General features: G+C 63.5%; 14 protein-coding genes. 4 read left to right on the top strand and 10 right to left on the bottom strand.

The window, feature by feature from the left end; genetic code table 11:
• Positions 1-59: 59 nt before the first annotated feature.
• Together FNA46_RS03410 and FNA46_RS03415 are read right to left on the bottom strand one after the other, a co-directional pair.
• Positions 60-2,618 (bottom strand): HWE histidine kinase domain-containing protein, encoded by a 2,559-nt coding sequence (locus FNA46_RS03410; RefSeq protein WP_142880933.1) that lies wholly within the window; start codon positions 2,616-2,618, stop codon positions 60-62.
• A 254-nt stretch (positions 2,619-2,872) separates the two neighbouring features.
• Complete coding sequence (locus FNA46_RS03415; RefSeq protein ID WP_142880934.1) at positions 2,873-3,211, bottom strand: hypothetical protein; 339 nt, start codon at positions 3,209-3,211, stop codon at positions 2,873-2,875.
• A 134-nt stretch (positions 3,212-3,345) separates the two neighbouring features.
• Between FNA46_RS03415 and FNA46_RS03420 the strand changes: the two genes are divergently transcribed.
• On the top strand, positions 3,346-4,470 hold the full coding sequence (locus FNA46_RS03420; RefSeq protein WP_142880968.1) for an AI-2E family transporter: 1,125 nt from the start codon (positions 3,346-3,348) through the stop codon (positions 4,468-4,470).
• Positions 4,471-4,481: 11 nt separating this feature from the next.
• On the opposite strand, the gene FNA46_RS03425 is transcribed toward FNA46_RS03420, so the two are convergent.
• Positions 4,482-4,955, bottom strand: coding sequence for a GNAT family N-acetyltransferase (locus FNA46_RS03425; protein WP_142880935.1), 474 nt, complete (start codon positions 4,953-4,955; stop codon positions 4,482-4,484).
• A gap of 86 nt (positions 4,956-5,041) precedes the next feature.
• Between FNA46_RS03425 and FNA46_RS03430 the strand changes: the two genes are divergently transcribed.
• Positions 5,042-5,464 carry a hypothetical protein gene (locus FNA46_RS03430; protein WP_142880936.1) on the top strand — a complete coding sequence of 141 codons (423 nt, stop codon included), beginning with the start codon at positions 5,042-5,044 and terminating at the stop codon, positions 5,462-5,464.
• Between the two features lie 6 nt (positions 5,465-5,470).
• Here FNA46_RS03430 and FNA46_RS03435 read toward each other — a convergent pair whose 3' ends face one another.
• Positions 5,471-6,607 (bottom strand): DUF2336 domain-containing protein, encoded by a 1,137-nt coding sequence (locus FNA46_RS03435; protein WP_142880937.1) that lies wholly within the window; start codon positions 6,605-6,607, stop codon positions 5,471-5,473.
• Positions 6,608-6,680: 73 nt separating this feature from the next.
• Between FNA46_RS03435 and FNA46_RS03440 the strand changes: the two genes are divergently transcribed.
• On the top strand, positions 6,681-7,397 hold the full coding sequence (locus tag FNA46_RS03440) for an aldolase/citrate lyase family protein (RefSeq protein ID WP_142880938.1): 717 nt from the start codon (positions 6,681-6,683) through the stop codon (positions 7,395-7,397).
• A 3-nt stretch (positions 7,398-7,400) separates the two neighbouring features.
• Here FNA46_RS03440 and FNA46_RS03445 read toward each other — a convergent pair whose 3' ends face one another.
• The gene (locus tag FNA46_RS03445) at positions 7,401-8,006 is read right to left on the bottom strand and encodes a flavin reductase family protein (protein WP_142880939.1); all 606 of its coding nucleotides are present in this window, start codon (positions 8,004-8,006) and stop codon (positions 7,401-7,403) included.
• Positions 8,006-8,593 (bottom strand): nitroreductase family protein, encoded by a 588-nt coding sequence (locus FNA46_RS03450; RefSeq protein WP_142880940.1) that lies wholly within the window; start codon positions 8,591-8,593, stop codon positions 8,006-8,008. The genes FNA46_RS03445 and FNA46_RS03450 overlap by 1 nt, the downstream gene beginning before the upstream one ends.
• A gap of 213 nt (positions 8,594-8,806) precedes the next feature.
• Between FNA46_RS03450 and FNA46_RS03455 the strand changes: the two genes are divergently transcribed.
• The gene (locus FNA46_RS03455; protein ID WP_142880941.1) at positions 8,807-9,790 is read left to right on the top strand and encodes a hypothetical protein; all 984 of its coding nucleotides are present in this window, start codon (positions 8,807-8,809) and stop codon (positions 9,788-9,790) included.
• Positions 9,791-9,934: 144 nt separating this feature from the next.
• Here the strand turns inward: FNA46_RS03455 and FNA46_RS03460 are convergent, their stop codons facing one another.
• From FNA46_RS03460 to FNA46_RS03475, 4 genes are all read right to left on the bottom strand, one after another.
• Positions 9,935-10,774 (bottom strand): lysophospholipid acyltransferase family protein, encoded by an 840-nt coding sequence (locus FNA46_RS03460; RefSeq protein WP_142880942.1) that lies wholly within the window; start codon positions 10,772-10,774, stop codon positions 9,935-9,937.
• 106 nt (positions 10,775-10,880) lie between these two features.
• A complete protein-coding gene (gene thrS / locus FNA46_RS03465) occupies positions 10,881-12,902 on the bottom strand; it encodes a threonine--tRNA ligase (RefSeq protein WP_142880943.1) in 2,022 nt (673 codons plus the stop codon).
• Positions 12,903-13,041: 139 nt separating this feature from the next.
• A complete protein-coding gene (locus tag FNA46_RS03470; RefSeq protein ID WP_142880944.1) occupies positions 13,042-13,467 on the bottom strand; it encodes a DUF2267 domain-containing protein in 426 nt (141 codons plus the stop codon).
• Between the two features lie 35 nt (positions 13,468-13,502).
• Positions 13,503-14,750: a D-alanyl-D-alanine carboxypeptidase gene (locus FNA46_RS03475; RefSeq protein ID WP_246102814.1), complete on the bottom strand. Its 1,248-nt coding sequence runs from the start codon at positions 14,748-14,750 to the stop codon at positions 13,503-13,505.
• Positions 14,751-14,821: the final 71 nt, after the last annotated feature.

Below are 14,821 nucleotides of genomic sequence, written 5' to 3' on the forward strand. Positions count from 1 at the left end.
ATCTTTCTGATCGCATATTCTGCCGGTCCCTGCGCGCCGACAGAAGAGCAGATGCCGGCTCAGGCGCTGGGCACCGGCTCGCGGGCGGCCAGCACGCGCAGGATGGCACCGATGAGCGCGGTCGCCTCATAGGGCTTGCGCACAACCGGTGCGGCGAAGCTTGCAGGAATGACGGACTGGTCACTGTAGCCCGTGGCAAAGACGAAGGGCACGCCGAGGCGGCTCAGTTCCTCCGCAATCGGCAGCGAGGTGCCCGATCCGAGATTCACGTCGAGCACTGCCACATCAGGCGTCATGCGTTTCAACTGACGCAGCGCCTCGGCAGACGACGGCGCGGTTGTAATCTTGGTAATGCCCTGATCTGACAGCATCGATTCCACGTCGGCAGCCACCAGCATCTGGTCTTCCACCAGCAGCAATTCGAGATCGGCCAGGATACCGGCGATCTCGCGCGGCGAGGCGGCGTTCAGGACGCTTTCCGCTTCATCTTCCGCCGCTTCCGTACCGTGAATGTGACGGGCGGGAATGACAAACCGCGCCACAATGCCGTCGGCATCGTACTGGATACGGCTTTCGCCACCGAGTTCATAGGGAATGCTGCGATCGATCAGCACGGTGCCGAAACCGGACCGGCGCGGGGCCGTCACCGGCGGGCCGCCGGCCTCCCGCCAGGTCAGAATGCAATTGCCGCCTTCGTCCTGCGACCAGCCGATCTCCAGACGTCCGCGCTGCACCGCCAGCGCCCCATATTTCGCGGCATTGGTGGCCATCTCGTGCAGCACGAGGGCCATGACGGAGAACCCCCGGCTATCCAGCCAGACATGGCCGCCTGACAGGCGGATCTGCCGTTCGCCGTCGCGATAGGGTCTGAGTTCCGCCTCCATCAGATCCTTGAGCGAACCGCCATCGCCGCTGCGCACCACCTGATCATGGGCAAAGGCCAGCGCCTGGATGCGCCCCTTCAACGTCGAGACATAATCCCCGATCCGGCGTCCCTCCTCCACGGGATGGCCGACCAAGGCCTTGATGACCGCCAGAATGTTCTTCACCCGGTGGTTCAGTTCCTCGTTCAGCATGCGCTGGCGCACATCCGCCTTGCCGCGCTCGTCCGCCAGAAGCTCGTTATGATGGAGCACGACCTCCACCAGCACGGATCGGATGGCTTCCGCAATCTCGCGCTCGCTTTCCGTCCATCGCTGGGCCTTCCGGTGTACGGTCTCCTTCCAGATGGCAAAGCTGCGGCGCGGCGTCAGCCGCTCGCCCATGGGACCCGTCTCGTAGAGCTTGTCCGGATTGCCGGCCCAGTTGAGCGTCCTCACCAGCTCGCGCCGGAAGAAGAACAGGTAATCGCGCGGACGCTGCGACAGCGGAATAGCCAGCACGCCACACACGTTCTCGGCATAGTCTTCCGCCTGCGGCAGGTGCAGGGAGAGGTGATCCGTCGCCCAGATGCGGCCGCCGGAAACCGAACCGACGAAATCGGCGATACCAGCCATGGCGGATTCCGGCGGCAACAGGCCCTCGCCGCTCCAGTGCCCGTCAAGCCAAAGGCCGATGCCATCGCAAGGCATGAAACGGGCGAAATCGCCGAGCGACTGGCGAAGCAGGATGGCGATGTCGGGCGCGCCGGATGCCTGCTGCAGGAAGCGGTCGAGCGAGCGACGGGCGCCGTTCGCGGTTTCCAGGATCTGCTTCTGCTTCAGCGCACCGAGATGCATCGAGAAGAACTCGCCAAACATCTCCGCCGCCACACGCTGCGAAAGGCCAAGTGATTTCGGCTGGTAGTGATGGCAGGCGATGAGCCCCCAGAGTTCACCATCCACGACGATCGAGATCGACATGGAGGCCGCGACCCCCATGTTGCGCAGATATTCGCAATGGATGGACGAGACGCTGCGCAGATGCGCATGGGAAAGGTCCAGCGGCCGGCCGGCTTCATCCCGTTCCGGAATGATCGGAATCCGGATATCGCGGGCATCACAGATGATGCGGATGGTGTTGCTCAGATAAAGCGCGCGTGCCTGCTTCGGAATGTCGCTGGCCGGAAAATACTGTCCCTTGAAGCTTTCGAGATCACGGCGCTTGTATTCGCTGATGACCTTGCCGGCCCCGTCATGCTCGAAGCGATAGATCATCACGCGGTCGTAGCCGAGCGTCGCAAAGATCAGGCGCGCCGACTTTTCGATGAGTTCGGAGATGTCCTCGATCGACCGGATTCGGCTGATCAGCATCCGGGCCGTTTCAAGCGGCTGGTCGGAATGAGGGCTTGCCGGCTCGAATTCCATGATAGCCTGATCATCCTTGCGGTGCACGGATACATCAAACCGCCCCCCCGGCAGGCAAAGTCCCATGCGCAGCGCAGGGCGTGCGGGATCCACTGTCGTCGCCAGCGCATTGCGAAGCGCATGCGCCGGTTCGTCGCCGAGCACCTGGTCAAGCCGCAGCCCGTTGACCAGGGACGGCAGGCCGAGCATTTCGGGAAGATTGGCGGAATGGCGCCTGACGATGCCACCGGATGCATCACTCACCAGAAGAGCGCCACAGGGCTGAATGCTGCCGGGGATATGGATCGGTTCCCGATCGCAATTGGTCAGATCGACCTCGGACGTGGTAGTCATTGCAGTGTCCTTCGCGGCGGCGGCCTGCGCGCGACCTGCAGCACGGCATCCGCCCTGTTCATATCGACCGTGGTGCAGCCGCCTCGCCGACGACCGCCGCGCGCAAAAGGCACCGATGTAACCGCTCGGGCTTCGCTCCCGGCGGTGGGGCAAACCGGGGATCAACACGCCTCGAACGGATGGTGAGGTAGCGCAGCCCTCCTCGCCTTTCCAGAGTTGCGCACGCTAAATTTCCCAGGCGTGCCGCATTTGCGTCATACGCGCATCACGCCAGGTCCGTAAGCAGACGACGCGTCTGCCTTCGTATCGTCGGCGCCGTGGCAAGCAAAGCGGATCGTACAGGATCGAATTTCATCGACAGAGCCGGTCGCGTTGCTCCGGGTGCGGAAGTTCTGGCGCAGCGGACACAAGGTGGATATGGTGCCGCACCACGTGTCATCTGCAGGCAGGGGGATGCCGACGGATGGCGAGGGTGACGTCATCACGCAGACGGTCTTGCCGAAGGCGTGCCGGACCGGAAGCGGCTCGGGCCGGGCCGTCATGCGCTTCGGTTTGCCTTCCGTCAGGTCGGGAGCGACGATCTGCCTGGACACACGGGGGAATTCTGGCTTGCACCATGCGGTCTTGCGGACCATATGGGCAGGCAATGAACAGGGATGATTGAACGATCGTGAGCGAGAGAGACACCTCTACCAAGGAACCGCGCTGGCTCGGGCCCGTTGCGCCCATGCGCATGGCCCTCATTCCGCCGATTTCGGCGGCCCGCTGGCTGCTGGTCCTGATCGTCTTTGCAGGCATCTATTTCTTCCACGGCTTCGTGGTTCCCGTGCTGGCCGCTCTCGTGATCGGCTTTGCCAGCTGGCCGCTCTATCGCGACCTCCTGCGGCGCACCGGCGGCAATACAACGGTCGGCGCCACCATCGCCATCGTTCTCGTCATCACCTTCCTCGTCGTCCCGGTCGGCATCGCGATTTCCTATACCATCGGCGAATTGCGCGACTGGTTCGGCTGGGCGCTGCAGGTCAACCGGGTGGGCTCCCCTCCGCCGAAATGGATCGTGGACCTGCCGGTTGCCGGCGAATGGCTTGGCCTGCAATGGGAAAGGCACGTCGGTGAACCGGGCGCCATCGGCCAGTTGGTGCAACTCGTCAGCGGCGCCAATATCGGCAATATCTACCGCGCCGTGATTGCCGCCGGCGACGGCGCCTTCCACCTGTTGCTTTCGCTGCTGTTCATGCTGATCGCGCTGTTCTTCGTCTATCGTGACGGCGCATCCTTCTCCCGCCAGATTGACATGCTGGGCGAGCGTATCCTGCCGTCCCGCTGGGAGCGGATCTCGCGCGTCGTACCGGCGACGATCAGTTCGACCGTGACGGGCATGACGCTGATCGCGATCGGCGAAGGCATCGTGCTTGGCGTGGCCTACTGGATCGCGGGCGTCCCCTCGCCCGTCACCCTCGGCGTTCTGACGGGCATCATGGCACTGGTGCCGGGGGGGGCGCCTCTCTCCTTCACACTGGTATCGGTCTATCTCGCGGCGCGTGGCTCGCTGTTTGCCGGGGCGGCACTGCTGATCTGGGGCTCCGTCGAACTCTTCATTGTCGACAAGACCATCCGGCCGCGTCTTGTCGGCGGGCCGATCAAGCTGCCCTTCCTGCCCACCTTCTTCGGCCTTGTCGGCGGCGTGAAGACCATGGGCTTCCTCGGCCTGTTCATAGGCCCCGTGCTGATGGCACTGCTTGTCGCCATCTGGCGCGAATGGATGCGCGAGATCGAACTCTCCACGTCGATCCATGACCCGGCGTCCCCCGGGACTCTCGAGGAACTGCCGAAAGGCCGGCGCTCGGCCTGACGGCGCAAGTCTCAGGCGGCGGCGTTCAGCCGCCGCTCCATGAACAGGCTGAGCGGATCGGGCTGGTAGCTGCCAAAGGGCGGGATCTCGACAAATCCGTTGCGCCTATAAAGGCCGATCGCCTCCGGCTGGTGGATGCCGGTTTCCAGCCTCACCACGGTCACGCCAAGCCGCAGGCCTTCCTCCAGCAGGGTTTCCAGCAATCGCTGGCCAAGACGCAGGCCGCGCGCCGTCTCATCGACGAACATCCGCTTGATCTCCGCCTCGCCTTCGCCTTGCCTGACCAGCGCAGCGCAACCGAGAATCGTTTCACCCCTGCGCGCGACGAAGAAGGAAACCGTCGGTCTTTCCAGATCCTCCAGGGGCAGCATGTGGTTGCTTTCGGCGGGATAGAGCGCGGCAACATAGGCATTGGACAGCTCCAGCAGCCGGATCACGCCCTCCTGACGCGGCGCCTCGCGCCCGATGATAATGGTTTCGTCCATGGTGGCGTCTCCTGTCGTCTGTCGCGCCTTGCGATCGTCATGATCCTTCCCATAAGGTGCTGTTCACACCTTGCCAAGGATGCTCCATGCGCACTGCCCTTGTGATGATGACGATTCTCGGCTGCGACGACAGCGGAAACGACTGCCAGTACATCGCCACGCTGCAGCAGCGCTGGCCGACGATCGAGTTGTGCAATGCCGTCTCGGCGAAGGAGCTGGCCTCCTTCGCCAATGTCTCCTATCCCGTCGTCATCGCGGTATGCCAGGATCCGACCCTGGCTGCGCGTCCGCCGGCCGGCAAGGCGCCGGTACCGACCGCAAAGCCGAAGCAACCCCAGCAGGCGCTGACCCCCGCGGAAGAGCGCGAGCAGGAACAGACCCTTGCGCAAACGGCCATAAACCGCGTCAAGGATATCCTGCCGAGCCGTGAAGCTGTCGGCAATGTGGTGACGAGCCCTGTGCGCATGGTCCAGGATGGCTACGCCTGGGTAGCGCGCAGACTGCGCTGAGCGGGATCAGGCGGCGAAGCGATCCGGCTGCGGGATCAACCGCCCACGACGTCGTTCGGCCGTCGCCTCCATGCGTTCGATCAACTGCAGAAGCTCGTTGACGGGCGCATAGGGATCGGCCGGCCGCGGGACGCAGTTTTCGAGCTCCTCCAGCAAGCTTCCTTCCGCCAGCGGATTCTTCTCTGCCGCACGCCGGCGCCAGAACAGGGTAGCCTGCACGAAGATCTCGGCGACCTCCCGGGAAAGGCCGCAGGATTCGTAAAGTGCGCGCAGCGCGGCATGCCGGCCCGTCGCCATCAGCGACCGCACGCGACGATCCTCCAGCCCGGTCAGCGCGGTCACACAGGCCGCGAAGACATCGATCCAGCCTTCGACCAGCGCACGCAACAGAAAAACGATACTTAATCGGCCACTTGCCGCCAGATGCTGAACCAGTCTGTCAAGATCCTCCGGACCGCACCCGCCTGCGATCCGAAGAACCGCACCGTCGCCCGCCTCCTGCAGCAGATGCCCGAGGCGCGCAGGCTCGACCAGCGCCGCGACAAGCGGGCAGCGTCCCAGCAGGTCACCGACCCGTCTGACGAGAATTTCGCGGGCGAAGGCGGGCAAATCGCGGCGCTCCAGCAGCCTCGCGCGCACCGCACCATCATGCCCCAGGCGCTCGGCGATCCGGCCCAGCGCATAGCGGGTAATGGCTGCTCGCGGATTTTCGAGAAGAACGAGAATTTCGCCGGCGTCACCGATCTCGGCGATGGCGGCTGCCGTTCCCGGCCCAAGGTTCGGCCGAGCCGCGATGACACCCCGGATGAGACGGTTGCCGCGCCCGGCAAGGTCGACCAGATCACGCTCGGTGAGGACGGGCGAGAGGGTCAACACGTGGCAGGCGATGTCAGGCTGGTCCTCCGCCAGCGCCAGAATGATCGCGCGCGGCGCCAGCGACGAGGCAGCCAGCGTTTCCGCAAGCGACCTGCGAACGGAAGGCGCCGGATCATCCAGGAGGTGAAGCATGGCAAGCGCCGCTTCGCGCCGCTGCGGATCCTCCGGGCCGAGGCGCAGGAAAGCCTGTGCCAGGGCGACGGCCGCCCGCGCCCTGTCATGCGCGCCTGCCGTTTCCGCCCAACGAAGAAATGCCCTGACGATCACCGATACAACGTCCCATATCCGGGAAGCCACCCATGCCGCAGCATCACGCTCCCACAAGACAGGCTAGGCAGAAATGGTTTATGTTCCGTTCACCATATTCGTTAGGAATCAGGGGCTTCCTCTGCCAGACATCACCACCGCCTCAACGTCTCCGTCGCCCTTCTCCTGCTGGCTTCGCCTCGCGCCAATGGATGAGCACACGGCCGCACCTCCTGCGCGGGCGCAAGCGCCCTTCATTGCTGTCGATCTGCCGCCGCTCAATGATCCGGATTTCGAAGTGGCGCTTTATATCGCTGTTCGCAACCGGCCGCAGGCGGTGATTCTTCGCAGTGTCCTTTGCGGGGCCGACATCCAGAATCTGGCGGTCGCTCTGAGCGTCGCCGAACTGGACGCAGGTCTGCCAGAGGGGCAGATTGCCATTTTGGCGCAGACGGCGGACACGGCCGCCGGTGCGGCCTTCCCGCCGGATTTGCGCCATCTGACGCCTCGCCTGAGGGGCCTGATCTGGGATGAGGCCTGTCTGCGGCAGAACCTCAGTCTATCACCGGCCAGCGACAGCAACGGCCAAGATCTGACAATGCTTGCCCGCACGCAGCTTCTCCTGTCGGCGCGCGCCGCAGGACTGATGGCATTGTCTACCCTGCCTGAGGATGTGGAGTTTGGCGCGGACGCCGTAACACTGTTGCCGCAAAGCCAAAAGGCAATGCAGCTCGGGTTTGACGGTGTCATCGTCGGATCGCGATCTGCGAAAGCCATCCGGACCATTCCCGGTCCGTCCGCGACAGTCTAGGTTTCAGCCGCGCGGCCGTGCAATCTGGAACACATCCGCGCCGCCATCGGCATAGTCCATGTAGCCCATGCGCGCCACGGGGCGGGCAAGCGCCATGTCGATGCGCCCGTCGCGGATGATCGTCTCGCTGATGTGGATACCGACGACCTGACCAAACACCATCACCGATTCGGAAGCCTCGCCATCAAGTCCGTGCGGAACGACGATCTGCGTCACCCGGCATTCGAGCGCCGCATGCGCCTCGGCCACATAGGGCGCATCGACCAGTTCGCCGTCCTTCGGCGTCAGACCGGCCAGCGCAAATTCGTCCACGCCATATTCTACCGGCGCAGAGGAAGCGTTCATCTTCTCGACGATGAAACGGCTGACGAGGCTTGCGGTAAAGACGCCGGTTTCCTCGGCGTTCTTCAGGCTGTGTTTCCTGCCGCTCGAGGAGAACATCACGATCTTCGGGTGATCCGAGACGATGTTGAAGAAGGAATAGGGCGAAAGATTGCGCGAGCCATCCCTGCCCTTCGTGCCGATCCAGCCGATCGGCCGCGGCGCAACGATCGCCTTGAAGGGATCATGCGCCATGCCGTGGCGGTTTTCATCCGTGGCGTAGAACATCAGGCGTCCTCTTCCCCGGTCCAGGTCACGATGTCGGACAGGTTCGGGCGTGGCCGGTCGGTCTGCGGGAAGGTGGTGGAACCGATATAGAGGAAACCGGCCACCTTCTCGCCCTGACCAATGCCGAGGATTGCCTTGGCATCGTCGTCATAGGCCACCCATTCGGACAGCCAGTTGGCGGCGAAGCCATGCGCATTGGCGGCCATGAACAGGTTGAGGCAGACGGCGCCCGCCGAAAGCTCCTGTTCCCAGACGGGGATCTTCACATGGGGGGCTGCGGTGCTGACGACGGCAATCACCACCGGCGCGCGGGTCAACCGGCTGCGCTCCACCGCCTGCATCTCCGGGGAGAGCGCCGGGTTCTTCGCAACAGCAAGGTCGCACAGAGCCGCACCAAGCCGTGCCCGCTCCTCGCCGCGATAGACGATAAAGCGCCAGGGCGCGAGCTTGCCGTGATCCGGCACGCGCGAGGCGAGCGTCAGGATCGATTCGATCGTCGTGCGGTCAGGGCCGGGCTCGGTCATCTGCGGGGCCGGAATGGAACGACGGGTGGACAGATACTGGAAAAGGGAAACATCGGTGGTCATGACTGGATGGGCACCCTGCTGACGGTCACGGAAACGGAAGGCGATCCGCCGGTCACGCCACCGGGAGTGGCGGTCGCAACCGGTGCAAATGCAAGGAGCCCGCGCACTGCAAGGTCGGGATGGACGTCCAGAGCGTGCTTTAGGCCTTGAATTTGCCGCCTCGTTGGTCTTCAAGTGGCTGCTGTGCAACAAAGAGTCAACGGTCGCCACGGCATGAAATCTTCTCCCCTCGCGGTCGCACGTCTGGCCACGCTCCTGCTTTCGCTGGGCGCCACCTGTGCCGTGCCTGCGGGCGCCCGCGCCGAGGACGCCTTCAAGACGTTCAAGCAGCTGGACGGCACGGTCAAGATGCCGAAGCTCAACGCTTTTGCCGGCGCTCCAGCCCCCAAGGCACCCGTCGTGCGTGACGTCACGCTGCAGGCAACGCTCACCCAGGGCGGACCGATCATGCAGACGGGGCTCAACTGGCGCGTCTTCAGCCCGATCCCCGGCTCGGATGGCAAGCTGCCGGTGGTGGCAAGTGCCGAAGGCGGCTCTGCCAATCTGCTGCTGCCGCCCGGAGACTATTTCGTCAACGTGGCCTTCGGCCGGGCCGGTGTCACGAAAAGGCTGCAGGTGCCGGCCAATGGCGATGTGGTCAAGCAGACCCTGGTGCTCGATGCGGGCGGCTTCGTGCTGAACGCGGTCGCCGGCTCCGACCAGCGCATTCCCGCCGACAAGCTGAAATTTTCGATCTACACCGCCGAAGCGCGGGAAGACGGCGAGCGCGGCCTGATCATGTCGGACGTCAAGGCCAATACCATCGTGCGGCTCAATGCTGGCACCTATCACGTGGTCTCCGAATACGGCACCGTCAATTCCGTCGCCCGCGCCGATATCCAGGTCGAGGCCGGCAAACTGACGGAAGCGACGCTGCAGCACCGTGCGGCGCAGATCACATTGAAACTGGTGTCCCAGCCAGGCGGCGAGGCGGTGGCTGATACCGCCTGGTCGGTGCTGACCTCCGGCGGCGACGTGGTCAGCGAAAGCGTGCGCGCCTTTACCACCATGGTGCTGGCGGAAGGCGAATACACCGCGATTGCACGCAACAAGGACAAGATCTACCAGCGCGACTTCACCGTGGCCCCCGGCCGCAACAAGGATGTCGAGGTACTGATGAAGGAAGCCCAGCAGGTAAGCGGCATCGACGCCGACTGACCGCCCTTATCTGGAGCGTTTCCGGCGAAAACGGAATCACCCCAAACGTTCTATCGGCCCGTTTTCAGGCGATCGCGCGGGCAGGAAGCTGGTCCCCGCTTTCGCCGGAATTGCTCCGGGCGTCGCCAGCCTCCCTTGTGGGAGTCAGCCCGCCTTGCGGAAGCGCGGCTTCGGGCTTTCCCGCATCACGAACACGGCGTGATAGAGCTGCGCCAGCAGATCCTTGCGGTCGGAAAAGGCGGCCATCTGTTCCCATGTCATCAACGGACCGATCTTCGCGCGGATCGTCGTGCCAGAAAGACGCTTGAACTCTCGGATCAGCAGGGAAAGCCTGAGCGTCAGCGACACGCGGCTTGCCAGATGGAAGAGCCGGCCATTCTGGCCGTGGAAATACACAGGAATCACGTTGGCCCGGGCAGCCTGGATGAGACGGGCCGGAAACATCTTCCACGGGAGATCCTCGGCCCGGCCGAACCCTTTCTTCGCCGTCGCCACCCCGCCGGCCGGAAAGATGATGATGGTGACACCTTCCTTGAGAAGCCGCACGGCCTCGCGGCGTGTTTCCATGTTGATGGCCAGCGCCTCCTTCGTTTCCTCGAAGCAGACGGGCAGCGAATAGGGCGCGATTTCCGGCACCTTCAGCAGTTCGTTGTTGATCAGCACCCTGAACGGGCGACCAAGCTGCTCGGCCAAAGCCAGGATCGCAATGCCATCGCCGATCCCGAAAGGATGGTTGGCAACGATCACCAGAGGCGTGTCCGGAAGGTCTTTCGGCGGCCAGGCGCCGTCGACGGCAAGCCTCACCTTGATGAGGTCCAGCATCTCGCCGAACACACGCTCCGACTTGCCAACCACATCCTTGCGCCAGATGTCGTAGAGACGGATGTAACGGTCGCGACCGGAGAGACCTTCGATGGAGCGGATCAGCCACCGTTTCAGGCGCGGATCCCGTTCATTGGCGTAAGACAGTTCCTTGAAACGCAACTTGCCTCTCTCCGGGCAGACGAAATGAGGATGACACTATTATTGCACGTTCATGTCAGAATGCTGACAGCCCCGGCCTTTTCCAAGGCCGGGGCTGTCTTCTGTATCACTCCGCAGCGGCCTTGCGCAGGGCAAGACGCCGCTTGACGTCCGGCGGCGTTGCCTCGTCGGTCAGGGCGGCGACCGCATCGGCAAGCGCCATAGGGGTCTGCGCCTGGGAGCCCAGACGACGGATGTTCACCGTGCGGTTCTCCGCTTCCTGGCGACCGCACACAATGATGACCGGCACCTTGGTCACCGAATGCTCGCGGATCTTGTAGTTGATCTTCTCGTTGCGGAAATCCTCCTCAACGATCAGGCCCGCATCACGCAGCGTCTGGACGACCTCGCGGCCGTAATCATCGGCATCCGAGGTGATCGTCGCGACGACGACCTGCAGCGGCGCGAACCACAGCGGCATGTGGCCGGCAAAGTTCTCGATCAGGATGCCGAGGAATCGCTCCATCGAGCCGCAGATGGCACGGTGGATCATCACCGGCTGCTTCTTGTCGGAATTCTGGTCGATGTAGAAGGCGCCGAAGCGTTCCGGCAGGTTGAAGTCCACCTGCGTGGTGCCACACTGCCATTCACGACCGATCGCATCCTTCAGCGTGTATTCGAACTTCGGACCGTAGAAGGCGCCCTCGCCCGGCAGGATGCCGGTCTTGATGCGACCCCCGGACTGTTCCTCGATGGTCTTCAGCACCTCCATCATCACGCTTTCGGCGCGATCCCAGAGCGCGTCGGAGCCGACGCGCTTGTCGGGACGCGTGGAGAGCTTCACGACCACCTCGTGGAAGCCGAAATCCTCGTAGACGGAGAGGATGAGATCGTTGATGCGCAGGCATTCCGCCGCCATCTGCTCCTCGGTGCAGAAGACATGCGCATCGTCCTGCGTGAAGCCGCGCACGCGCATCAGGCCATGCAGGGCGCCGGAAGCCTCGTAACGATGCACCAGTCCGAATTCGGCAAGGCGAACCGGCATTTCACGGTAGGACTTCAGGCCATGCTTGAAGATCTGCACGTGACCGGGGCAGTTCATCGGCTTCAGCGCGAAGACGCGATTGTCGGCATCCTTGTCGTCGGGATGGGTGAAGGCATAGGCGGATTTCACCGCAAACATGTTCTCCTGGTACCAGCCCCAGTGACCCGAGGTTTCCCAAAGCGAGGAATCGAGCACCTGCGGCGCATTCACCTCCTCATAGGTATTGGCGAGACGCCGGCGCATATAGGCCGTCAACGTCTGGAACATGCGCCAGCCCTTGCCATGCCAGAAGACCACGCCCGGCCCCTCTTCCTGGAAATGGAAGAGATCCATCTCGCGGCCGAGCTTGCGGTGATCGCGCTTTTCCGCTTCCGCCAGCACGTGCAGATACTGGTCGAGTTCCTCCTGGGTCGCCCAGGCGGTCCCGTAGATGCGGCTTAAGACAGGGTTGTTGCTGTCGCCGCGCCAGTATGCGCCAGCCACCTTCATCAGCTTGAAGGCGGTGCCGATCTGGCCGGTGGAGGCCATGTGCGGACCGCGGCAGAGATCGAACCAGTCGCCTTGGCTATAGATCTTCACGTCCTGGTCGGCCGGGATCGCATCGACCAGTTCCACCTTGAAGCGTTCGCCCTTTTCGCCGAACACCTGCTTGGCCTTGTCGCGGGACCAGACCTCCTTGATGAACGGCTTGTTGCGGCCGATGATGTCCTTCATCTTCTTTTCGATCTTCGGCAGATCGTCGGGCGTGAAGGGCCAGTCCTCGCCGCTCTCGGCATGAACGCGCTTGAAATCGTAGTAGAAACCGTTCTCGATGACAGGACCGATGGTGACCTGCGTGCCGGGCCAAAGCTCCTGCACGGCCTCGGCCATCACATGGGCGGCATCGTGGCGGATCAGTTCGAGCGCACGGCCATCGGTGCGGGTGACGATCTCGATCCGGCCCTCGGTGACGGGGTCGGAGAGATCGCGCAGTTCGCCGTCGATCGCAACGGCGACCGCCTTCTTGGCCAGCGATTTGGAAATGGATTCGGCGACCGCAAGGCCGGTCGTGCCGGCATCATAGGTGCGGATCGAGCCATCGGGGAAAGTCAGGGAAACGGACATTGTGTGCTCCTGTCATCCAGTCCCGCCAACGAATGCGGGTGGTTTAATCTTGCCGTCGGCAGACGGCGTCCAACGCGCGCGTTGATACGCGCGAAACGCGCCGGAGTAAAGCAAGGACGCGAGGGTGATAGGGGCGGATTCAGGCCCTGAAACCCCAGAAGGCAAGCGCGCCGTCCGGCAGTTGCCGAAGCATCGCTTCCAGCCGCGCATCGTCCACATGCCGGCGAATGGCGGCCGTCACGTCCTCGATGGCCGTCGGCGTCGAGAGATTGTGGTTGTGGCGGAGCAGCCTTACCTCGGCCATCAGCGTGTCGCGATCGGCAAACGGACGCTGCGGCTCGGCCGTGTCCCAGTCGCTGACGAAGATCGCCCGCACCACCGGCGGCAGCAGATCGGCAAAGGCAATGGCCTGCGGCAATGTCAGGCGGCGGCGAAACACCTGCAGCACCGCCTGCAGCATCGTATAGGCCTGATGGCGGGTCTGAAGCATCGAAATCTCGATGAGATCAGCCATGAAGGCCTCGAAATCGCGGCCGGCGTGATGGTATTCCATGGGAATCGGCATGAATCACCCTCTCCTTGACGGCCGACCGCGCACGATTATCCCTGCGCGGCGATTGCCAGGCAATCCAGCTTCTTCTTCTTCAGGGCGGAGCAGGCCTTGTTGGCATCGGCGCTGGAGGCAAAACCCGCGAAACGCACCTTGAATATCTGCTGCTTGCCCTTGCCGCTGCGCACCACCTCGCCCCTGGCCTTGGGATTGCTGCTCTTCAGGACGGTTGCGACCTTGTCCTTCAGCGCATTGGCCCCGTCACGGGTGGCGGAGGTTCCGGCCTGCACTTTCCAGCGTCCGGCTTCGACTTTTTCCAACGGCTCTCCACCGTCGCCCTGCTCCAGTTCGACAGCATCGCCGCGCTTGCCCTTGCCGCGGATCTTCGCCGAATGCGCCTTCGGCGCCGAGGTCGACGCGACCGTCATCGGCTTTGCATCAGGCTGGTCGTCCTCGTCCTCCTCTTCGGCCCGGGCAACAGCGCCCGATGCCTTGGAATATTTGGTGAGCAGTGCAGCCATCTTGTCGTCGCGGCTGCGCGCCGTCGCACCACCCAACACCACACCGATCAGATGGTGGCCGTCTGCATTCAACGAGGACACCAGATTGTAGCCGGATGCGTCCGTATAGCCGGTCTTGATCCCATCGACCCCGCCATAGCGATACATCAGATTGTTGTGACCATGCAGCTGGCGGCCGCGGAAGGTAAAGGCGCGCTGGGCAAACAGCGGATACTGGGCGGGAAAATCGCGTTTCAGCGCCAGCCCCAGCCGCGCCATGTCCTCCGGTGTCGTCACCTGCCGGGCCTTGGCCGTGAGGCCGGACGGCGTGACGAAAATGGTGTTCTTCATGCCCAGCCGATGTGCCTTTTCCGTCATCATGCGGCCGAACGCGGCTTCCGAGCCGGCCAGGTGTTCGCCCATTGCCGTGGCGGCATCATTGGCGGAGATGATGATCATGCCATTGACGGCTTCGCGCACGGTCAGCGTCGTGCCGGCCTTGACGTTCAGCTTCATGCGCACCTTGGAGGCGGCGTTGCTGGACATCGTGATCCTGTCGTCCCAGTGCAACCGGCCGGAGCGCAGCGCCTCGAAGGTCAGATAGAGCGTCATCATCTTGGCGAGCGACGCAGGCGGATGCAGCGTGCTGCCGCCCTCATCCGCAATGATGCGCCCCGTGCGGGCATCCATGACCGCCCAGGACACCTGATGTCCCGCGGCCGATGCGGTGGCGGTGAGTGATGCGGCAAGCAGCAAACCGAGCGCGAGCCGGCGCGCCATCCATGTCCAGATCTGCATAAACCCTGTCCTGGCGATGTTCTTGTATATCCTGCGCGATGGCCGCCAATCGCGACGCAAATCCGGACGGA

It is taken from the genome of Affinirhizobium straminoryzae (assembly GCF_007004135.1).
GTDB lineage: Bacteria > Pseudomonadota > Alphaproteobacteria > Rhizobiales > Rhizobiaceae > Neorhizobium > Neorhizobium straminoryzae.